Below are 20,995 nucleotides of genomic sequence, written 5' to 3'. Positions count from 1 at the left end.
CGGCTCAGCTCGGTGGGGTCGGTGCACTGCGGGTCGGTCGGGCGGGGTTGGCCGTCGGACCGCCGACGGCGTTGAGCACCAACTGGGCCTGGTTGTCCACGAAGCGGGTGAACAACTGTTGCGCGTAGCCGAAGATGACGGCCCAGGCGATGATCTGCGCGGACGAGTCGAGCGCGCTCAGCCCGGGAATGAAGTCGCCGCGCATCAGCAACAGGCCCAGCAGGGCGGTGAGCGCGCCGGTGGGGAGCTTCAGCAGGGCCAGCGCCACCGGCACGTTGTACGGCGTCGAGGTGCCGTGGATCCGGCGCAGCGACGCGGCGGCGGCCACCGCGGCGGCGACCAGTCCGACCAGTTCGACCACCGGGTAGTCCCATTTGGAGGCGACGTCGGCGTACATGCGATCCAGGCTTTGCCCGGCGACCTGTCCGCGACCCACCTCGGCACCGGCGGTGTCCGTGGCGGTGGCACAGACGATGCCGACGCCGGTCGGGTTGAAGCACAACGGCACCGTCCCGGGCGAGGCGGCGCCGGCGAGCGCGATCAGCGTGGCGATGATCGCGAGCGCGGCGGTGACGCCGAAGACGATCTGCGCGAAACTGCGAACCCTGAGCTTCTCCTTCAGGTGCACCTGGTGGGCCACGGTCGACGCGTCGACCAGGATCTCGCGCTGGTTCTCGGTCAGCGTGTCGCCCGCGCGCACGGACAGCGCGATCTCGTCCACGTGGGCGCGGCGTTCGTCGCCGAGTGGCAGGTGTTCCTTGATGAAGGCCACGATGCCGGGCAGGTGTGCGGTGATGTCCGCCAACGTCAGGAGCCGCAGCAGGATGACGTAGGCGAGGTCCAGTTGCGTCTGGGCCACCGCGATGTGCGCGGCCGGTCGGCCGTGTTCGTGCGCCAGCGCCTCCTTCGCCTCGTCGAGCGAGGCGAAGGCCCGATCCGCCAGGACCCGATCGCTCGGGTCGAGCGGGCCGGGCACGGTCTTGCTCTTGAGGAGTGCCTCCAACTCGATGACGCGCGAACGCAGTCCTTCCCGCAGTTCCCATTGCCCGCGTTCGTGTCGTCGCCGGGCCCGGGCCCGGATGCGCCCGCTTCGACGGGAACCGCCGAAGGAGGGTTGCGGCGGTGGCTGCTCCGCGGGTGTCGGGTTCGGCTCCATACAGCGACTATGAACGACGGATTGCCCGAATTCGCGCGCGATCGGCGGCTTCGGGTCCGGCATCACCCCGATGGACGTGCCGGGAGCACCGGCCGCGCCGGGTGCGCCGGCAATCGGGGGCGGATCGCCGCCGCCGGTGTGTCGCGGGCGATTTCGGGGTGTTCGTCCGTCACGATGGTCGGGGCCGCCCGGCGCGGAACCGGGCCCGGCGCAAAGGGGATGCCCATGCCGCTCAGGGACTACGGAGTGCTGGCCGCGCGGGCGGTGGCGCGGGTACGAGAAGGCGCCGCCGGCACGCCGCACTACCAGATCCATCTGGCCGACGACGCGGGCACCGCGTACCGTGCGGCGATCAACGTGCTGTCCAAGGAGGCCCCGTCCGAGCTGCTGTTCGTGGTGGTGGAGGACTTCCGCCACCCGCTGACCGACGCGCTGCCGGCCGCGGGCAGCGGGTGGACCGCGCTCGCCTCGCAGCCCGGCGGCGCCGCGCTCGATTACATCCGCAGCAACCTCTTCGACCCGACCACCGCCCGGCCGCTGCCCCCGGACGTGCCCGGCGCGGACAACGACCTGGCCGATCTGCTCGACCACTACGTGCAGCGCGCGATCGGGGACGCGGGGGCCGCGGTCTACGTGTTCGGCCAGCGCTTCGGCCCCGAACCGACCAAGCCGGACAAGGTGTTCGGCTTCGTGCCGGGCAACGGTGTGCACGACGTGCACATGAATCAGGGCAACAGCGCGGAGTTCCGCGGCGACGACGGGGTCTGGCAGGACGGCGGCCTGCTCGTCCACCTGCCGGACGGCCGCTGGGTGGCGGTCTTCCTGGCCTTCCAGTCCCAGGCGTGGCACACCGACGACAACACCGGCCACGCGCTGGACACCGCGCCGCCCCTGCCCGGTTCCGGCGAGGAGCCGATCCGGATCGTCGGGGCGCTGGTCAACGCGCCCGGGCCGGCGCCCGAGGCGGAGAGCGTCACCCTGATCAACGCCTCCCCCGCCGCGATCTCCCTGGACGGGTGGCGGCTGCTGGACCGCAACAAGGTCGCGCTGCCGCTTCCGGCGACGACGCTGGCCCCCGGCGCCGTCCTGACCGTGCCCGGCAACGCGTCCTTCCAACTCGGCAACCGGGGTGGGGCGATCACCCTGCTCGACTCGGCCGGGCTCAAGGTGCACGGCGTCACGTACACCGCGGACCAGGCACGTCGCGAGGGTTGGACGATCGTCTTCTGACCGGGAGGGCGGCGCGACCGTGCAGCTCGGGCATCCCCCGGGCGGGGGAGATGATTCCCCCGTTTCGGGGGTCCGCTCGTATCGGGCCTCCGGCTTTGCTTGAGGCATGACAAAAGCAGCCGGTGCTCAGACTCGAAGCAATCCCCGGGGAGCGCCGTCGATCCGGCGCAACCGTGCAATGCGGCGCGGCGGGCGCAGACTCGCCGTCTACTCCGTGTGCTCGGTCGTGCTCGGGCTCGGGCTCGTCGGTGGCAGCGCGGCGGTCCCGGCCCAGGCGCAGTCGGCGGCCACCGCCCGGGCGGCCGAGGCCGAGGAGACCGACATCCGGGCCCGGATCGAGGCGATACCGGGCATGCGGGTGCTGGACGAGAAGCCGGTCTCGCCGGGCATCCGATACTTCGACCTGACCTACCGTCAACCCACCGACCATGAACACCCCGAACGGGGTTCCTTCGAACAGCGACTCAGCCTTCGGCACGTCTCCACGCAACGGCCGATGGTTTTGTACACCAGTGGTTACGACCTCGGCGCCGGTCCGAGCTTCCGCTCCGAGCCGACCGTCATGCTCGACGGCAACCAGATCTACACCGAGCAGCGCTTCTTCGGCACCTCCCGCCCCGACCCCGCCGACCTGTCCCACCTGAACATCCGTCAGGCGGCGGCCGACCACCACCGGCTGATCCAGGCCCTCAAGCCGATCTACCGGGGTTCGTGGATCTCCACCGGCGGCAGCAAGGGCGGCATGACCACCGTCTACCACCGGCGTTTCTATCCGAACGACGTGGACGGCAGCGTGGTCTACTCCGCGCCCAACAACACCGACGATCGCGACGACACCGCCTACGACGCGTTCCTGGCCGGAGTGGGCACGCCCGAGTGCCGTACGGCGTTGCAGGCGGCGCAGCGCGAAGCGCTGGTGCGACGGGAGGAGATGGTGGCCCGCTACGGGCAATGGGCGCAGGCTAACGGGCAGACCTTCGAGACGCTGGGCAGCGTCGACAAGGCGTTCGAGCTCGCGGTGCTCCGCCTGCCGATGATGTTCTGGATGTACGCGGGCGAGACGAAGTGCGCCGGCGTGCCCACGCCCGCCGCGTCCTCCGACGAGTTGTACCGGTGGATCGACGGGGTCAGCCGGTTCGCGGTCTACACGGACAGCAGCGTCGAGTTCTTCCAGCCCTACTTCTACCAACTGGGCACCCAGCTCGGCTACATGCAGGTCGCGGCTCCGCACCTGACGGGTCTGCTGCGCTACCCGGGCATCCAGGAGGTGCGCAGCTACGTGCCTCGGGACATACCGCTGCGGTTCGAACCGGGGGCGATGCGCGACATCGACCGCTGGGTGCGGTCGCGGAGCAGCAGGATTCTGTTCGTCTACGGCGAGAACGACCCGGTCCGCGCCGAGCCGTTCCGACTGGGCCCGGGCAGCCGTGACACGCAGATCCAGGTGGTCCCGCATGCGGGCCACGGCGTCACGATAGCCGCCCTCGCCCCGGCGGACGCCGCTCGGGCGAGCGCCGCGCTGCGCAGGTGGGCCGGGGTCTGACCCGGGTCGGGCCGGGCACCGGACCCACCTGACGGGGCCGCGGTGACGTCAGGTCGCGTCGCGGAAGGGGCCCGCCACCTCGAAGGTCACGCCGGCTGCCGGGGAGTTGGAGGTGCCGCGTTGCGAGGAGAAGTACAGTCGGCGCCCGTCCGGGGAGAATGCCGGGCCGGTGATCTCGGAGCCGTCGTGGCCGGTGACCTGGAGGAAGGGCGCGACGGTCTCGTCCGGTGTGATCAGGCAGATCTGCATGTCGCCGCCGTCCTCGGCCACGAACAGGTCGCCGTTGGGCCGTCCGGTGATGTTGTCCACGCCGGTCAGGGGCGCGGACCCGGCGGGCACCAGGTCGTCGTCGTAGGCGATGTCCAGGATGCCCGCCGCCGCGTCGTACACCCATACGCGGTTGTCGCCCTTGGTGGTGAACCACACCCGCCCGTCCCGGTAGTGCGCGCCCTCGCCGCCCTTGAACCGGCGCGCCTCCGCGACCTGGTTGCGCGTACCGGTCAGCCAGTCGCCGGGCCGGGGCACGGTGCGCCACGTCACCGGCCCGGTCACCGGCGCGGCCGGGGCGCACAGCACGTCGAGGCGTCCGCGCGCGAGGTCGCCCCATGTGTCGGGGGTGAATCGGTAGAAGCAGCCGTCGGATTCGTCCTCGGTCAGGTAGATCACCCGCCGGTCCGGGTCGGCCGCGGCGGCCTCGTGCTTGAAGCGCCCCATGGCGTCGCGCTTGACCGCCCCGGTCCGGCCGTACGGATCGGTTTCCCACACCCGCCCGAACGCGATCTCCTCGCACGAGAGCCAGGTGCCCCAGGGCGTGGCCCCGCCCGCGCAGTTCACGTTCGAGCCGCCGAGGATGGAATAGGCGCCGCCGATGCTCCCGTCCGCGGCGAAGCGCAGTGCGGATACCCCGCCGACCAGCGGGAGTTCGGAGTTGGAGACGTAGATCCATCCGTCCCCGTCGCGGAAACACGCACCGCCGTCGGGGGCGCCATGCCACAGGTGCGTGGTGCCCGTGACCACCCGCCCGCTCTTCGCCACCACGCGCGAGGCGAACCCGGCGGGCAACCGCACCCCGTTGGCGTCCGGCGCCGACAGCGCGCCGTAGGGCCCGGTGCCCGGCTGCGCCGGCCCCGCGTGCGCGGCGGAGGCCCACAGTGAGCCGCCGAGCACCAGTCCGCCCGTGCCGACGGCGCTGCCCCGCAGGAATGTACGCCGATCCATGTCGTACTCCCTTCCCAGCGGCGGCCCGAACCGCCGCAAGCGACCCCCGTGTTACCAATGGGTACGCTAGGACCGAAGCACCGTCGGAGGAATGCGCGCACGAGTGAAATCCCGGTGACGATCGGGCATGCGGGCCGTTCCGCGTCGGATCAGACCGGCTTGCGGCAGAGGATCTCGCCGTGCGGGACGGAGAACCACCCGTCCTCCTGCCTCCCCCACTCCCGCCAGGCCAGCGACACCGCGTGCAATTGCTCGGCCGTCGCGTGGCCGCCCTCGGTGGCGCGGTCGGCGTACGACGAGGCGAGCGTGCGGTCCGCCCACAGGCCGCTCCACCAGGCGCGTTCCTCCGCGTCGGCGTAGCACCAGGTGCTCGACGACGCGGTGATGTCGGAGCAACCCGCCTGCAGGGCCCAGGACTTGAGCCGCCGCCCGGCATCCGGCGCACCGCCGTTGGCGCGGGCCACCCGCAGATACAGATCCAGCCAGTCGTCCATCCCGGGCGTCGCCGGGAACCAGGCCATCGTGGGGTAGTCCGAGTCACGGGCGGCGATGATCCCGCCCGGCTTGGTGACCCGGTACATCTCGCGCAACGCCTGGACCGGGTCGCCCACGTGCTGGAGCACCTGGTGCGCGTGCACGACGCAGAAGCTGTCGTCCGGATAGTCCAGCGCGTGCACGTCCGCGACGGCGAACTCGACGTTTTCCACGCCCCGTTCGGCCGCCGTGGCCCGCGCCTGTACCAGGATCCCCGGCGCGTGGTCGACACCGGTGACCCGGCCGTCGGGGACCAGCGACGCCAGGTCGGCGGTGATCGTGCCCGGCCCGCAGCCGATGTCCAGGATCTGCATGTGCGGTTTGAGCGAATCGAGCAGATAGGCCGCCGAGTTGGCCGCGGTCCGCCAGGTGTGCGAACGCAGCACGGACTCGTGGTGCCCATGCGTATAGACGGCGCTTTCCTTCGACATGACATCCCCTTCGCGTCCTGGAGCATGGCCCGACACCGCGACACGACGCCGCGATCCGGTACCGACACCGTACGCCCGCGTGTCGAATAATGAGACTCCCATCTCATATCATGGACGTCGAGCCTCCTCGCCTCGGGTGTTGGCGACGAACAGAGCGACCGCCGCCGCACCGGCCAGCAGGAACGCGCCGACCAGGAGTGCTTTCCGAAAGCCCTCGGTGTAGGCGTCCGCCGCCGCGTCGCCGCCCGCCAGTCGCCGGCCGGTCTCCGACGTCGCGACGGCGGACAGGATCGCCAGGCCGAATGCGCCGCCGAGTTGTTGCGCCGTGTTCATCAGAGCCGCCGCCAGGCCCGCCTGATCGGCGGGGACCCCCGCATTGGCGGCGGTGGCGACGCCGACGAAGACGAAGCCGAGCCCGAAGGACATCACGACCAGGCCGGGCAGCAGGTCGGTGAGGTACGAGCCGTGCACCGGGATCCGGGAGAGCAACCCGATCCCGAGCGACGCGATGAGCGCACCGACCACGATCAGCGGCCGGGTACCGACCCGGGCGAGCAGCGGCTGCGCCAGTCCGGCGGCGATCCCCACGCCGACGGTGACCGGCAGGAAGGCGGATCCGGCCTTGATCTCGGAGTAGCCCAGCACCTCCTGGGTGTACAGGGTGAGGAAGAAGAACATCCCGATGAAGCCGGACATGGCCACCAGTTGCGTCACGTTCGCCGCCGCGAGGCCCTTCACCCGGAAGATGGCCAACGGCATCAGCGGGTTGCGACCGACCGCCTCGTTGGCCACGAAGGCCAGCAACAGGCCGCCCGCGACCCCCAGTTCGACGATCGTGCGGGAGGACCCCCAGCCCTGATCGGGCGCCTGCACCAAGCCGTGGACCAGCAACACCAGCCCGCCGGTGGCCAATACGGTGCCGAGGAAGTCGAAGCCGCGCGTCGAGACCCGATGCCGGTCGTCCGGGAGCAGTCGCGGGATGGCGGGCAGGACCAGGGCGCAGACCGGCAGATTGACGAACATGACCCAGCGCCAACCGGGCCCCTCGGTGAGCACCCCGCCCAGGAACACACCGACGGCGGAGGCGAATGCCCCGGTGCCCGCCCAGGCGGCGAGCGCCTTGTTGCGATCCGGGCCTGCGCCGAACGAGGTGGTCAGGATCGACAACGCGGCGGGCAACATCATCGACGCGCCCACGCCCTGGGCGAGCCGGGCACCGATCAACACCGCCGAGCTCTGGGCCAGTCCGCCGATCAGGGAGGCGACGGCGAACACGACGGTGCCGGCGATCAACACCCGACGGCGCCCGATCAGGTCGGCGGCGCGCCCGCCGAGGAGCATCAGACCGCCGTAGGTGATCAGGTAGCCGGACGGCACCCATTGCAGACCCTGGTTGCTCAGGCCGAGGTCGCGCTGGATGCTGGGCAGCGCGATGTTGACGATGGACGCGTCGACGAAGTCGAGGAAGGCCACCGCACACAGCAGGACGAGGGTGAGCCTGCCCCGTGGGGTGGCCAGGAACGAGGCATCGGCGGCCGGATGCGCCGGCTCCGGCGAGTCGGTCGTATTGGTCGGATCGGTCGGATCGGTCGGATCGGTCGAGGTGAAGGTGCCGGTGGACATGGTCGCTCCCGAAGAGATGCGGGCGTGCGGGCATGGGGCGGCGCCGGCGGGCGCGGCCCGAGGTGGGGTCGGATGGTGCTGGGTGCGGTCGTCCGCACGTGGGCGTATTCGGTGGGTCAGCCCTCGGTGTCCCCGGGGCGCCCGTGGGTGTCGTCGTCGGCCGACGCCCCGTGCGGGATCCGGGTGAAGTCGGGGTAGTCGACGGAATCGGCGTCGTCCACGACGTCGAGCGCGGCGCCCCGGAGCTTCTCGGGGTCGGCGATCACGTCGATCCGCACGATTCGGCCGCCCGCCACGGTGAAGCCCGCGATGCCGCTGGGCTGCCGAGGGTTGCCCACCAGGCGTCCCGGGCCGCCGTTGACCACGACCGGGCGCGAATAGGGCAGGAAGAACGGGGCCGACGCGAGCATGTGCCGCGCCACCTTTTCGGCGCCCACCAGGGCGGACGAGGCGGAGTGCCGGCTCGCGCCCAGGTCGATCCGGAAGGAGACGTCCGGATCCAGGGCGGTCATCAGCGCGTCGAAGTCACCCTGCTGCGCGGCGGCCAGGAACGCGTCCACGATCCGGCGTTGCCGCTTGAGGTCGCCCTCCGGCTGGGGCGCGGACTGCACGCGCCGGCGCGCCCGGCTGGCCAACTGCCGGGCCGCCGCCGGGCTGCGGTCGACGATCGGGCCGACCTCGTCGAAGGGCATGCCGAACACGTCGTGCAGCACGAAGGCCAGGCGCTCGGCCGGGTTGAGCGTCTCCAGCACGATCAGCAGCGCGAGACCGATCGCTTCGGCCTCGATGCTCTTGCCTTCGGGGTCGTCCGCGTGCGCATCGGCCGCGCGCACGATCGGCTCCGGCAACCACGTGCCCGGATACTCCTCGCGGCGCAGCCGTCGGGCGCGCAACATGTCGAGGCAGATCCGCCCGACGACCGTGGTCAGCCAGGCCCGCAGGTCGCGGATGTCCGCGTGCTCGTTGCGCGATACCCGCAACCAGGTCTCCTGGATCGCGTCGTCGGCGTCGGTGCGCGAACCGAGGATGCCGTACGCGACGGACCGCAGGTGCGGGCGCAGCTCCTCGAACTGATCGGCCGGCCACGATACGCGCGGCGTGGGCACCGGCCCGGGTTCGTTGTCCATGCGATGTAGACGAACGCCGACCCGAATGTGTGACGCGGCCGGGGCGATCCGTCGGCGGGAAATCGAAAACCGCACCCACCACACGATCCGACCCACTCGGCAAATGCCCAAGCCGCCAGGTCTTTCCGGGCTCTTCCACCCACTCGCCGCGAGTCCGCGAGTCCGCGCGCTCACGTGCTCACGCGCTCACGTGCCGCCGCCCCCGGACGGTGCGCCGTCACCGGGCCCGGCGGCACGCCGGCGGTCACGGCCTGCTCTCGCCGGCCCGACGGCCGAGGCGATCGACCACTCGGGACGCCCTCGGCTCACCGAGGCCGTCACCGCGTCGATCCTGCCCCACCGCCGGGCCGACGGCTCGTACTCGCCGGCCGGCGCCTGCCCCTACCTCGTCGCGAGCCCCCGGGCAGGCGCGGCCGGCGGTGTCACTTGCGGTTGAGACGCAGGGACATCGGGTCGATGCCGGCGCCGTCGATCGTGAAGCCGGCGTCATGGGTGACGAAGTACGGAGACAGCGAGTCGGCGAACGTCACCACGTCGACGCGCTTGACCAACTCGGCCTCGGCCGCCGTCCATTCGGCGCAACCGGCGACATCCGGCTTGGCCATCGCAAGGGCCACCTGGCGCTTGTACTCCGGGTTGTCGATGGAGCCGAAGTTGATCCCGTCGGGTGCCGCCGGACCGCTGAAGAAGGGGACGAGCTGGTCGGGCTGGGTGAGCGTGAGCGGCGTCCAGGAGATGTCCCACTGGCCGGAGGCCAGCACCTCGCCCGTCGTGCCGTTGGTGAGCGGCTTGCGGGTGACCTTCACTCCGAAGGACTTCCACTGTTCGATCGCCAACTCGATGGCGGACAGGAGTTGCGAACCCGCGGTGGTGGGGTGGGGCAGCACGATCGACAGTTGTTTGCCGTCCTTGCTCCAGTGGCCACCCGACTTCTTCCAGCCGGCGGCCCGCAGCGTCTCCGCCGCGCGCGCCGGGTCGTGCGGTGGGGTGTTCGCGCTGACGGCGTCGGCCTGACAGGGCGGCAACATGGTGGTGGCGACCCTGGCCGGCGCCGCTCCCTTGCCGCCGGTGGCCACCGCCCCCAACTGCTTGAGGTCGAGCGCGGCGATCAGTGCCCACCGCACCTGCGGATCGGCGGTGACGTGTCCGGACGCCTCGTTCATCAAGAGCATGCCGAACGGGTCGCGCTGGATCTCGTGCTTGAGGCCGGCCGCCGTCAACCGGATGCGATCGGCACCGTTCACGGGGGCGATGTCGAGTTGCTTGGCCAGGAGCAGATTGGCCCTGGTGGACTCGCTGGCGATGACCTTGAAGACCAGCCGCTCGGGCAGGTCGGTGGAGCGGGAGTTGTCCGGGCCCCAGACGTAGTCGGGTCGTTTGGTGTAGGTGAAATGGTCGCCCGTCGCGGCCTCGGTGAGTCGGTAGGGCCCGGTGCCGTCGGTGGCGTGGGTGAGCAAATCGGGTGTCGCCAGGCCCGAGGGGCAGACCAGCGGCAACCCCGTGGTGCCACGCAGCAGGAACGGGGTGGCCTCGGGGGTGCGCAGCGTCAGCGTGTTGGTGGCGTCGTCGGCGGTGGCGACGGTTCCGGGGGCCACCGTCAGGCCGTACTGCGGCGAGGTGTTCTTCGGGTCGACGATGTAGTTGTACTGGGCCGCGACGGCGGACGCGGTGAGCGGTTTGCCGTCGGCGCAGGTCACGTCGCGCCTGAGGGTGAAGGTCGCGGAGAGGGTGTCGGCCGTCCACTTCTCGGCGACGCCGGAGACGATCCTGCCGTCGGGTGCGACGTTCACCAGCGAGTCGTAGGAGAACCGGGACAGCAGCGACGTGATCTTGGAGAGCGAGGTGAGCGGCGACAGGTTGCCGGGATCGTCGGTGATCCCGATGGTGAGCGTGTCGCTTCCGCCCGCACTCGAACTGCCGGTACCGCCGCACCCGGTGGCGAGCAGCCCCAGCGCGACCGCAGCCGCGGCCGCACGCGCGCCGCCGACCCTCGACGTGGTGCGGGGCAGCGTACGGGTGTCCCGACCCGCCGTCCGGACAGCGGACCCGACCGCAGCGGATCGTCCCATGCTGGATACCTCCTCGGAGAACGGCGCAGGTGCCGCAGAGGACGCTCACGGTAGGCAGCGCCCGAACCCCTCGTATCGTCCACCTGCACGAATAACGACCCTCGATTCCGTCCGAACCACCAACCCCAACCCCACCCCCCTCGGGGCACCCTTCTCGACATCCCTCACCACCGCGCATCCACCTGCCGGCACACGCCCCCGTGCGCGGTGTTCGGCCCCGCGGCCGGGGCCGCGTCGCGAGACGGCCCTGATCCGCCGAACACGGAGTCTTGCGGTAACCGATCGTGGCCGCACACACTCGGAGTGTCACACTTTCGAGGATACGGAGCCCGCCATGGGTGAGCACAACAAACCCCCGGCACCGCAACCCGATCCGCCGCAACCCGATCCCAAGCAGAAGCAGGACGGTGTGTTGCCGGGCATCGGACAACCGGGGCCGGGCCGGCGCAAGAAGGACAAGCCGTAGTGCGCGACAACGCCGCGATCGTGGGCGTCCTCGATGCCGAGGGCGCCTTCCCCGTCGCGTGGGTGCGCGAGGCCATGCTCGCCGTGCCCCGGGAGGCGTTTGCGCCCGATCCGGTGTGGTGTGCCGACGCGGGGTCGGGGCGGTATGCGCCGGTGGATCGCCAAACGGACCCGACGGGTTGGGCCGCGGTGGTGCGGCGGGCGGGACCGGTGGTGACCCAGGTCGACGACGGCGCGGGCGTGGGGGTTCTGGCGAGCAGCTCGCTGAGCGACTACCGCGCGGTGGCCTCCTTCCTCACCGAGCTCGATGTGCGGCCCGGCGACCGGGTGTTGGAGATCGGCACCGGGCCGGGCTGGACCGCCGCGCTGCTCGCCTGGCGGGTGGGCGGCGAGCGGGTCGTCTCGGTCGAGATCGACCCGGCGATCGCCCGGGCCGCGCGCGCCGCCCACGCGCGCATGGGGCTGTCGCCGACGATCCTGACCCGCGACGGCGCCCTGGGCGTACCCGAGGCGGGCACCTTCGACCGGGTGCACGCCACCGCCGCGTTCACCCGCAGGCTGCCCTACCCCTGGATCGCCCAGGCCCGCCCCGGCGCGGTGGTCGTCGCCCCGTGGTCGCCCGGCTTCGGCGCGGGCGCGCTCCTGCGCCTGGTCGTCGACGGCGACGGCACCGCGTCGGGGAGACTCGTGCGCAGCGTCGCGTTCATGGAACTGCGCGGCGAACGCGTCGACGACACCTTCGAGGCGATCCGCGCGGCGGAACCCGCCACCGGCGAGTCGGCGGTGGAGTGGGAGTTGGGCTCACTGCACGGGGACGGGAATTTCACCCACGCGGTCGCCCTCAAGCTGCCCGACGTGCGTTTGGAGACGTTCGGGGGCGGCACGGTGTGGCGACTGTGCGACGGTGCTCGCTCCTGGGCACTGGTCGACGACCGACCGGGCGTCGGGAAGGCCGTCCAGGGCGGACCGAGGCGGCTGTGGGACGAAGTCGACGCCGTGCTCGCCTGGCAGGACACCCATCGCATCCACGGCTACGACTTCGGCATCACGGTCGAACCCGACCGCCAATGGGGCTGGGCCGAACAACCGGACCGACGTTGGGAGATGTAGGGCCGGGTGGTGGTTTGCTCAGGCCCGGGCCGGGTCGTTCGGGGGCGTTGCCTCGGCTGCTCGGCGCAGCAGGAGTTCGGTTACCAGGGCCAGTGGGGGCCAGTTGAGGCGGCCGTGCCGGGTGACCGCGTAGGCGCGCAGCTCGACCTGGGGAAAGGTGAGCGGGAGCAGCCGCACGCCGGGTGGGACGGCGATGCCCTCGGGCAGCAGACCCACGCCGAGGCCGGCGACGATCATGCCCTGGACCAGGTCGAGGCTGTCCGCCTGGTGCGTGACGTGCGGGGTGAAGCCGACGAGCGAGGCGAGGGTACGGATCACCGTCTCGTCGGCGGTGTTGCGCGAGTTGACGATCCAGTCGTGGGTGGCGAAACGGGCGAACACCTCCGCCGTACGAGCCGCGTTCACCCCCGGCGCGCCCTCGCCGTCGGCGACGTGCGCGGGCACGCCCAGGCCCCATCGCGCGGTCCACAACGGTATGGCGCGCACCGTCGGGTCCTCGGGCGCCGGCGCCAGGTTGAAGTCGTAGGTCAGGGCCAGGTCGGTGCCGTCCTCGGCCAGGAGTTGCAACGCCTCGGCGGGTTCGTGCTCGCGGATCAGCACCCGGATGCGCGGATGGTCGGCGGCGAGGTCGGTGACCACGGGCAGCAGGTGGGCGCGGATGGCGGTGGCGAATCCGGCGATGCGCACGGTGCCGCTGGGCTCCGCGCCGGGCGCGAGGTCGTGATGCGCCTCCTCGACGGCGGCGAGGATGGTCACCGCGTGCTCCGCCAGTCGGCGGCCGGCCGGGGTGAGCCGCACCCGACGCCCGTGCGGCTCGATCAGGGTGGCTCCCATGTCGCGGCCCAGCGCGGCGATCTGCTGCGAGACGGTCGAGGTGCTGGTGCCCAGCACGTCCGCGACCGCGTGCATCGAGCCCAGTCGGGCCAGTTCCACCAGCACCTGTAAACGTCGGGTCTCCATGGTGCGATTGTCCACGATCCACGAACGATATGTTTCGGATCGGCACGTGGACACGAACGATGGCGAGGTCATGTACTGGAACACATGAGCACGCCGTCGGCACCACCCACCAGCCGCGAATTCCCTGGCCCGCGCCTGCCGGCAGCCGGCCTCCCGGACGCCGCGACCGGCGCCCTGATGGCGGTCGCGGCGATGTCCACCGTCCAGCTCGGCCTGGCGCTGTCGGTGCCGCTGATCGACCGACTCGGCGCACTGGGCACGGCCGGCCTGCGACTGGCGTGGGCGGGCCTGATCCTGCTGCTGCTGGTCCGACCGCGCCGCCGCGACTTCACCGGTCGGGACCTGTGGGCGTGCACGCTGTTGGGCGCGGTGAGCGGGGGGCTGATGTTGTTCTTCATGCTCGCCGTGGCACGCCTGCCGCTGGGCACCGCGAGTGCGCTGGAGTTCCTCGGCCCGCTGGCGGTGTCGCTGTACGGATCCGGCTCCGGACGCCGGCGCTGGACGGCCCTGGCCGCCCTGGGCGTCGTCCTGCTGACCGAACCGTGGCATGCCGGCACCGACCCCGTCGGCCTGGCCTTCGCGCTGGCGGCCGCGGTCTGCTGGGCCGCGTACATCCTGCTGACCCAACACGTCGGCGACCGGGTCACCGGCCTGAACGGGCTGGCCGTGTCGATGCCCGTGGCCGGGCTGGTCGCCATGCTCGTCGCCGCTCCCACCGGGCTGGGCGACGTGACCTGGTCGCTGTCGCTGATCATGCTGGGGCTGGCGGTGCTGAGCGCCGTGTTGCCGTTCAGCCTGGAATTCCTCGCGCTGCGCCGACTCAGCGCCTCCGCCTTCGGGACGCTGATGAGCCTGGAACCGGCCATCGCGCTGCTGATGGGCCTGGTCGTGCTCGACCAGGTCCCCGGTCCGATGCCCGCGGCCGGCGTCGTCTTCGTGGTGATCGCCGGCATCGCCGTCACCCGCACCGACACCCGCGCCGCCCCCGCGCCCACCCCGCCGGCGACCGCCGACCCGAACGAACTCGGCCCCGCCCAGGTCCGCTGACCAGGCCACCCAGCCCTGCCGCGGCCCGACCCCGGGTCGCGGGGGCCGAGCGCCTGAACGGACCGCGGACGCGGCACGGCGGATCGCGGCGACCGGCGTGGAGTCGTACCCGGAGTCGGCGCTCGTGCCGACCGTCGCCGACCGCCGACTCAGCGGCGGGGGCGCCCTCGGGTCGCCTCGGCGTGGGCCTGTTCGAAGAAGGTCCGGCCGCCGGGGTAGGTCCAGGGAAGGTGGAAGCCCCGGTGGTCGGTCGCCTCGAACCGCGCCGCGAGTTCGGACCAGCGCTGGGACCTGGCCAACGCGTAGCCCAGCGCGCTGTGATCGGACAGGGCGCTGGGGTGTCGCGGCACGGCGTCGACGGGATAGCGGTCCAGGGCGGTGTCCAGGTCCGTCTGCCGGGCGGCGGCCCGCCAGAAGTCGGTGTCGTCGGTTTCCCCGTCCCAGTTCATCCGCAGCGCGTACTCGATGTGCGCCTCGACCAGCAGGATCACCAGCGGCGAGCCGTCCGGCGCGTCCGCCGCGGCCCGGCGCGCGAACGTGTACATGTCGGCGTGCGATCCGCGCCACTTCTCGCACAGATACTGCAACGCCGCGTCGTGACCGGCACGATGCGCCGGGTCGCGTTCGCACAGCGCGTCCCACCGGGCGTCGAACACGGCGCGCGAGACGCCGAGTCCGCGGCATACCCGCAACCACGAGACCCACGGGGTGGGATCGTCCGCGGCGGCCTCGGTCGCGAGCAGGCACGCGCGGTCCGCCTCGACCAACAGCTCGTGGAAATCCGCGAATTCGCGCCCGCTGGTGAGACTCGCCTGCTTCGCGCCGCGGGCGTTCCAGGCCGCGCGCACCGTCGCCGCGGCCATCACCACCAGCGGATCCGGCGATTCGGGCCGCTCGACGCGCCAGGTCCACAACCACTCCGGGTGCAGCGCCGCGACCTCGCCCAGCGCGGTCACCGCGACCACCCGGCGGGCCCAGTCCCGCCCCACCCGCTCCAACAACGCGGCGGCGGGCGCGAAGTCCCCGTCGCGCGGCAGCCCTTGCGCGATCGTGCGGACCTCGTCGTCGTCGAGCGCGGCGTCCCACACGAGCACCGGTGCCGACGCGGCCGAACGCGCCGAGGTGAATCGTCCCCAGAGTGACATGGGCATGGATCCTATGCGCCTTCCTGACCCATCGTCAGGGGGAAAAGCGGAAGCCCCGACCGACCCGCCGGCACGCGCTACCGGCTCTCGGCCTCGGCGCCCGCGGCCGCCCGCCACTCCGGCGACTCGTCCGACTGCGCCGGTCGTCGATCCCGGCCGAGCAGCCGGGCCGCGCAGTAGACCATCGCCGCGAACGCCGCGTCGGACAACAACATCAGGCCGATCGCGTAGGAGCCGGTGCCGCTGTAGACCGAACCCATGATCAGCGGCGGGACGAAGCCGCCCAGACCGCCCGCCGCGCCGACCAGTCCGGTGACCGTGCCGACCTTGTCCTTGGGCGTGAGGTTGGCGACCAGCGCGAACACCGCGCCGCTGCCCGCGCCGAGCATGCCCGCCATCACCAGGAAGGCGATCGTGCCCTGCGGCATCAACTCCGGGGCGAACGCCTGCCACACGGCCGCCACGCCGAGCACCGCGTAGCTCGCGATCAGCACCTTCGCCGGACCGATCCGGTCGGACACCGCGCCGCCGATCGGCCGACACAACACCGCGACCACGGTGAACCCGGCCGCGCGGGTGGACGCCGAGTCCTGGCTCAGCGCGTAGACCTCGCGCAGGTACGTCGGCAGGTACACGCCGAACGCGACGAACCCGCCGAAGGACACCGCGTACAACAGCGCCATCGGCAGCGTCGAGGGCTGCTTGAGCGCGGCGGTGAAGCGTGGCCCGAACAGCCGATCGGGCACGGTGCGCCCGGGCGCGTCGCGCACCACCGCGGCGGCGATCAGGCCGTAGCCGACCAACACGCAGGCGACCAGGTAGAACTGGAAGTTCGGGTCGTCCACCCAGCGCAACAACCGCGGCGTGAAGAACGCGGCGACCGCCGTACCGCCGGTGCCGATGCCGAAGATGCCGATCGCGGTGCCGCGTCGTTCCGGCGGGAACCAGGCGTTGACGTAGGGCACGCCGACCGCGAAGAAGCTGCCGCCGACACCGAGCACGAACCCGACCACCAACAACATCGCGAACGAGTCGAACACGCTCAGCGCCAGCACCGGCAACACGGTCAGGAAGCTGATCGTCGGCACCATCAGCCGCGCGCCGTAGCGGTCGGTCAGCGCGCCGGCCGGGATCCGCCCGAGCGCGCCGACCAGGACCGGCACGGCCACCAGGAACGACTGCTGGAACGAACTCAGCCCGAGGTCTTCCTTGTAGGAGGGACCCAGCGGGCTGATCAGGCCCCAGGCCCAGAAGTTGATCAGGATCCCGAAGGTGGCGACCGCGAGGTTGACCCACGCGGCACGGGGCACCCGGGCACCGGTCGTCCGAGTCGCCGGCCGAGTCTGCTCCACGTGTGATGGTCCCTTCGCGTGTTCTGCGCCCGGGTGGACGGACACGATGAGCTATGCACCCAAATCCCACCATCGAACCTTTACATATAGGACATTGACTCGTATTCAGGACATGGAGTCGTCGCCTCGAAGGGTCACCATGGACACCGGTTCGCCCCTGCCCGCAGACCCGCCGGCCGGCCCACCGCCCGCGGAGCCGGCGGTCGCCGGGCCGCCACCCGTCGATCCGCCGCCGGCTCCCGGTCTGGACGGCCCCGCGAGCGATCTGCTACTGCGCACCGGCCGCTTCTTCCGACGCAACGCGGTGGTCTCGCCGGACCTGCGCAGCCAATACCTCCGGGGCGGCCGACAGGGCGACGTCTTCTACCGCGAGCGCTGGAGCCACGACAAGGTCGTCGACTCCACCCACGGCGTCAACTGCACCGGCTCCTGCCGTTGGAAGGTCTACGTCAAGGACGGCGTGATCACCTGGGAGACCCAGGCCACCGACTACCCCTCGGTCGGACCCGATCGCCCCGAATACGAACCCCGCGGCTGCCCGCGCGGAGCCGCGTTCTCCTGGTACACCTACTCCCCCACCCGGGTGCGCTACCCGTATGTGCGCGGGGTGCTCCTGGAGATGTACCGCGAGGCCAAGGCACGCCTGCACGACCCGGTCCTGGCCTGGGCCGACGTGGTCGACGATCCCGAGCGCCGGCGCCGCTACCAGCGCGCCCGGGGCCGGGGCGGGCTGGTCCGGGCGACCTGGGAGGAGGCGGTCGAACTGGTCGCCGCCGCGCACGTGCACACGATCGGGCGGTACGGACCCGACCGGGTCGCCGGGTTCTCCCCGATCCCGGCCATGTCCATGGTCTCGCACGCCGCCGGCGCCCGGTTCATGAGCCTGATCGGCGCGCCGATGTTGTCCTTCTACGACTGGTACGCCGACCTGCCGGTGGCCTCGCCGCAGGTGTTCGGCGACCAGACCGACGTACCCGAATCGGGCGACTGGTGGGACGCGGCGTACCTGTTCATGTGGGGCTCCAACGTGCCCGTCACCCGCACCCCCGACGCGCACTGGATGGCCGAGGCGCGCTATCGCGGGCAGAAGGTGGTGGTGGTCGCGCCGGACTACGCGGACAACGCGAAGTTCGCCGACGAGTGGCTGCACCCGCACCCGGGTACCGACGCCGCGCTGGCCATGGCGATGGGCCACGTGATCCTCAAGGAGTGTTTCGTCGACCGCACGGTCGAGTTCTTCGACGGCTACGTCAAGCAGTTCACCGACCTGCCGTTCCTGGTCACCCTGACCGAACGCGCCGACGAACCGGGCGCGTACACCCCCGCCAAGTTCCTGCGCGCAGCCGATCTCGCCGAGACCGCGGCGGGGACGGGTGCCGAGCCGGGGACGGCGGGCACGGACCACGACGGCGCCGACTGGAAGACCGTGCTCCTCGACGACGACACCGATCGACCGGTCGTCCCCGGCGGCTCGATCGGCTTCCGCTGGACCGAATCCGGCCGGGGCCGCTGGAACCTGGACCTGGCCGGCGTCCGCCCCCGCCTCACCCTGCACCACGACCCGGCCGCGCACGGCGTCGAGGTGCTCCTGCCCCGCTTCGACACCGACGGGGGCAAGCACGGCCAGGGCCGCGGCGAGGTGCTGCGCCGGGGCGTGCCGGCTCGCCGACTGACCCCGGACGGGCCCCTGGTCACCACCGTGTTCGACCTGCTGCTGGCCCAGTACGGCGTGCCCAGGCCGGGGCTGCCGGGCAGTTGGCCGGCCGACTACCACGACGCGACCCAGCCGGGCACCCCCGCGTGGCAGGAGACACTCACCTCGGTGCCGGCCGCGCGCACCGTCCGGATCGCCCGCGAGTTCGCCGACACCGCCGAGCGCTCCAAGGGCCGCTGCATGATCCTGATGGGCGCGGGCACCAACCACTGGTTCCACTCCGAGACGATCTACCGCACCTTCCTGGCGCTGCTGCAACTCACCGGCTGCCAGGGCCGCAACGGCGGCGGCTGGGCGCACTACGTGGGTCAGGAGAAGTGTCGGCCGTCCACCGGCTGGGCCACGCTGGCGAGCGCCAACGACTGGTCCCGGCCGCCGCGGCAGATGATCGGCACGGCGTACTGGTACCTCAACACCGACCAGTGGCGCTACGACGGCTTCACCACCGACGTGCTGGCCTCGCCGCTGGGCGCGGGCGACCTGTCCGGGATGACCGCCGCGGACTGCCTGGCGACGTCGGCCCGGCTGGGCTGGATGCCCTCGTACCCCACCTTCGACCGCAACCCGCTGGACCTGGTCGACGAGGCCGACCGGGCCGGCGTCGACCCGGTCGAGCACACCGTCGAGGCCCTGCGCAGCGGCGAGTTGGGCTTCGCGTGCGAGGACCCCGACGCACCGCGCAACTGGCCGCGGGTGCTCACCGTGTGGCGCTCCAACCTGCTCGGCTCGTCCGCAAAGGGCGCCGAATACTTCACCAAACACCTGTTGGGCACCGACAGTTCGCTGCGCGCCGAGCAGGCGCCCGCCGGCTCCCGGCCGCGCGGCGTGCGCTGGCGCGAGCAGGCCCCCGAGGGCAAGCTCGACCTGCTGCTCTCGCTGGACTTCCGGATGACGTCCACGACGCTGCTGTCGGACGTGGTGCTGCCGGCCGCGACCTGGTACGAGAAGCACGACCTGTCCTCGACCGACATGCACCCGTTCGTGCACGCGTTCTCACCCGCGATCGACCCGCCCTGGCAGGCCCGTACCGACTTCGAGACGTTCCACGCGATCGCGGCGCGTTTCGGCGAGCTGGCCCGCGAACACCTGGGCACCCGGCGCGATCTGGTGGCCACCGCGCTCCAGCACGACACGCCGGGCGAGATCGCCCAGCCCGGCGGGGTCGCCCTGGACTGGCGGGCCGGCCAGTGTCCGCCGGTGCCGGGCCGGACCATGCCGAACCTGACCGTGGTCGAACGCGACTACCCGGCGGTCGCGGCCAAGATGGCCACGCTCGGGCCGCTCGCCGACACCCTGGGACTGCCGGTCAAGGGCATCACCTTCGACGTCGCCCGCGAGGTCGAGGACCTGGGCCGGCTCAACGGCACCGCCCGAGGTGGCGTCGCCGACGGTCGCCCGCTCCTGGACACCGCGGTGCGGGCCTGCGACGCGATCCTCGCGTTGTCCGGAACGACCAACGGCAGGCTGGCCGTCCAGGGATTTCGCACCCTGGAGAAGCGGACCGGACAGGCGATGGCGCACCTGGCCGCCGAACACGAGGGCAAGCGCATCGGCTACGCGGACACCCAGGCCCGGCCCGAGCCGGTGATCACCTCGCCGGAGTGGTCCGGCAGCGAGGCCGGCGGCCGGCGCTACACCGCGTTCACCCTCAACACCGAGCAGCTCAAGCCCTGGCACACCCTCACCGGCCGCCAACACTTCTTCCTCGACCACGACTGGATGCACGAACTGGGCGAGGCGTTGCCGGTCTACCGGCCGCCGCTGGACATGCACCGGCTGTTCGGCGAACCCCGCCCGGGCCCGGACGGCAACCACGAGGTGACCGTGCGCTACCTCACCCCGCACAACAAGTGGTCGATCCACTCCGAATACCAGGACAACCTGTTCATGCTCTCGCTGTCCCGCGGCGGCCAGAGCATCTGGCTGAGCACCGCCGACGCGCAGGCGATCGGGGTCCGCGACAACGACTGGATCGAGGCGGTCAACCGCAACGGTGTGGTCACCGCCCGCGCGGTGGTATCGCACCGGATGCCCACCGGCACCGTCTACATGCACCACGCCCAGGACCGCACCGTGGGTGTACCCAAGGCGCAGAGCACCGGCAGACGCGGCGGCATCCACAACACGCTCACCCGGGTACTGCTCAAACCCACCCATCTGATCGGCGGCTACGCGCAATTGAGCTGGGCCTTCAACTACCTGGGCCCGACCGGCAATCAACGCGACGAGGTCACCGTGATCCGCCGCCGCTCGCAGGACGTGGAGTACTGA

15 protein-coding genes are annotated in these 20,995 nt (G+C 71.7%); 6 read left to right on the top strand and 9 right to left on the bottom strand.

All coding sequences use genetic code 11. The features are described from left to right. Positions 1-4: 4 nt before the first annotated feature. Positions 5-1,156 (bottom strand): hypothetical protein, encoded by a 1,152-nt coding sequence (locus ABZ374_RS29660; protein ID WP_360316602.1) that lies wholly within the window; start codon positions 1,154-1,156, stop codon positions 5-7. A gap of 225 nt (positions 1,157-1,381) precedes the next feature. On the opposite strand from ABZ374_RS29660, the gene ABZ374_RS29655 reads away from it, so the two are divergent. Beyond that, complete coding sequence (locus ABZ374_RS29655; RefSeq protein ID WP_360316599.1) at positions 1,382-2,386, top strand: DUF2278 family protein; 1,005 nt, start codon at positions 1,382-1,384, stop codon at positions 2,384-2,386. A gap of 178 nt (positions 2,387-2,564) precedes the next feature. Next, positions 2,565-3,929, top strand: coding sequence for a S28 family serine protease (locus tag ABZ374_RS29650; protein WP_360316597.1), 1,365 nt, complete (start codon positions 2,565-2,567; stop codon positions 3,927-3,929). Positions 3,930-3,977: 48 nt separating this feature from the next. Here ABZ374_RS29650 and ABZ374_RS29645 read toward each other — a convergent pair whose 3' ends face one another. The 5 genes from ABZ374_RS29645 to ABZ374_RS29625 all read right to left on the bottom strand — a co-directional run bounded on the left by ABZ374_RS29645 (position 3,978) and on the right by ABZ374_RS29625 (position 10,931). Then, positions 3,978-5,147 (bottom strand): alkaline phosphatase PhoX, encoded by a 1,170-nt coding sequence (locus ABZ374_RS29645; protein WP_360316595.1) that lies wholly within the window; start codon positions 5,145-5,147, stop codon positions 3,978-3,980. A gap of 149 nt (positions 5,148-5,296) precedes the next feature. Further along, on the bottom strand, positions 5,297-6,112 hold the full coding sequence (locus ABZ374_RS29640; RefSeq protein ID WP_360316592.1) for a class I SAM-dependent methyltransferase: 816 nt from the start codon (positions 6,110-6,112) through the stop codon (positions 5,297-5,299). A gap of 108 nt (positions 6,113-6,220) precedes the next feature. Continuing rightward, a complete protein-coding gene (locus tag ABZ374_RS29635) occupies positions 6,221-7,735 on the bottom strand; it encodes an MFS transporter (protein ID WP_360316590.1) in 1,515 nt (504 codons plus the stop codon). 116 nt (positions 7,736-7,851) lie between these two features. Next, positions 7,852-8,862 carry an RNA polymerase sigma factor SigJ gene (sigJ, locus tag ABZ374_RS29630; RefSeq protein ID WP_360316587.1) on the bottom strand — a complete coding sequence of 337 codons (1,011 nt, stop codon included), beginning with the start codon at positions 8,860-8,862 and terminating at the stop codon, positions 7,852-7,854. 422 nt (positions 8,863-9,284) lie between these two features. After that, positions 9,285-10,931, bottom strand: a complete 1,647-nt coding sequence (locus tag ABZ374_RS29625) for an ABC transporter substrate-binding protein (protein ID WP_360316585.1) — start codon at positions 10,929-10,931, stop codon at positions 9,285-9,287. A 334-nt stretch (positions 10,932-11,265) separates the two neighbouring features. On the opposite strand from ABZ374_RS29625, the gene ABZ374_RS29620 reads away from it, so the two are divergent. Both ABZ374_RS29620 and ABZ374_RS29615 read left to right on the top strand, forming a co-directional pair. Continuing rightward, the gene (locus ABZ374_RS29620; RefSeq protein ID WP_360316583.1) at positions 11,266-11,397 is read left to right on the top strand and encodes a hypothetical protein; all 132 of its coding nucleotides are present in this window, start codon (positions 11,266-11,268) and stop codon (positions 11,395-11,397) included. After that, complete coding sequence (locus ABZ374_RS29615) at positions 11,397-12,506, top strand: methyltransferase domain-containing protein (protein WP_360316581.1); 1,110 nt, start codon at positions 11,397-11,399, stop codon at positions 12,504-12,506. Before ABZ374_RS29620 ends, ABZ374_RS29615 begins: the two co-directional genes overlap by 1 nt. 18 nt (positions 12,507-12,524) lie before the next feature. Here ABZ374_RS29615 and ABZ374_RS29610 read toward each other — a convergent pair whose 3' ends face one another. Continuing rightward, positions 12,525-13,481: a LysR family transcriptional regulator gene (locus tag ABZ374_RS29610; RefSeq protein ID WP_360316579.1), complete on the bottom strand. Its 957-nt coding sequence runs from the start codon at positions 13,479-13,481 to the stop codon at positions 12,525-12,527. A gap of 69 nt (positions 13,482-13,550) precedes the next feature. Here ABZ374_RS29610 and ABZ374_RS29605 point away from each other — a divergent pair, with 69 nt between their 5' ends. Next, positions 13,551-14,513 carry an EamA family transporter gene (locus ABZ374_RS29605; protein WP_360316577.1) on the top strand — a complete coding sequence of 321 codons (963 nt, stop codon included), beginning with the start codon at positions 13,551-13,553 and terminating at the stop codon, positions 14,511-14,513. Positions 14,514-14,662: 149 nt separating this feature from the next. On the opposite strand, the gene ABZ374_RS29600 is transcribed toward ABZ374_RS29605, so the two are convergent. Continuing rightward, positions 14,663-15,664 (bottom strand): hypothetical protein, encoded by a 1,002-nt coding sequence (locus tag ABZ374_RS29600; RefSeq protein ID WP_360316575.1) that lies wholly within the window; start codon positions 15,662-15,664, stop codon positions 14,663-14,665. Between the two features lie 71 nt (positions 15,665-15,735). Then, positions 15,736-17,010 carry an MFS transporter gene (locus ABZ374_RS29595; protein ID WP_360316573.1) on the bottom strand — a complete coding sequence of 425 codons (1,275 nt, stop codon included), beginning with the start codon at positions 17,008-17,010 and terminating at the stop codon, positions 15,736-15,738. Between the two features lie 139 nt (positions 17,011-17,149). On the opposite strand from ABZ374_RS29595, the gene ABZ374_RS29590 reads away from it, so the two are divergent. Further along, on the top strand, positions 17,150-20,995 hold the full coding sequence (locus tag ABZ374_RS29590) for a nitrate reductase subunit alpha (protein WP_360316571.1): 3,846 nt from the start codon (positions 17,150-17,152) through the stop codon (positions 20,993-20,995).

Source organism: Embleya sp. NPDC005971 (assembly GCF_040629175.1).
In the GTDB taxonomy this organism is placed as follows: domain Bacteria; phylum Actinomycetota; class Actinomycetes; order Streptomycetales; family Streptomycetaceae; genus Embleya.
Note: the sequence above shows the minus strand (reverse complement) of the source record. Positions and strands in the feature narration are given on the sequence as shown.

Bases quoted from the DNA above. Each gene is read 5' to 3' on its own strand.
- ABZ374_RS29660 (WP_360316602.1), bottom strand. From the start codon at position 1,156: ATGGAGCCGAACCCGACACCCGCGGAGCAGCCACCGCCGCAACCCTCC.
- ABZ374_RS29655 (WP_360316599.1), top strand. From the start codon at position 1,382: ATGCCGCTCAGGGACTACGGAGTGCTGGCCGCGCGGGCGGTGGCGCGG.
- ABZ374_RS29650 (WP_360316597.1), top strand. From the start codon at position 2,565: ATGCGGCGCGGCGGGCGCAGACTCGCCGTCTACTCCGTGTGCTCGGTC.
- ABZ374_RS29645 (WP_360316595.1), bottom strand. From the start codon at position 5,147: ATGGATCGGCGTACATTCCTGCGGGGCAGCGCCGTCGGCACGGGCGGA.
- ABZ374_RS29640 (WP_360316592.1), bottom strand. From the start codon at position 6,112: ATGTCGAAGGAAAGCGCCGTCTATACGCATGGGCACCACGAGTCCGTG.
- ABZ374_RS29635 (WP_360316590.1), bottom strand. From the start codon at position 7,735: ATGTCCACCGGCACCTTCACCTCGACCGATCCGACCGATCCGACCGAT.
- sigJ (WP_360316587.1), bottom strand. From the start codon at position 8,862: ATGGACAACGAACCCGGGCCGGTGCCCACGCCGCGCGTATCGTGGCCG.
- ABZ374_RS29625 (WP_360316585.1), bottom strand. From the start codon at position 10,931: ATGGGACGATCCGCTGCGGTCGGGTCCGCTGTCCGGACGGCGGGTCGG.
- ABZ374_RS29620 (WP_360316583.1), top strand. From the start codon at position 11,266: ATGGGTGAGCACAACAAACCCCCGGCACCGCAACCCGATCCGCCGCAA.
- ABZ374_RS29605 (WP_360316577.1), top strand. From the start codon at position 13,551: ATGAGCACGCCGTCGGCACCACCCACCAGCCGCGAATTCCCTGGCCCG.
- ABZ374_RS29600 (WP_360316575.1), bottom strand. From the start codon at position 15,664: ATGCCCATGTCACTCTGGGGACGATTCACCTCGGCGCGTTCGGCCGCG.
- ABZ374_RS29590 (WP_360316571.1), top strand. From the start codon at position 17,150: ATGGACACCGGTTCGCCCCTGCCCGCAGACCCGCCGGCCGGCCCACCG.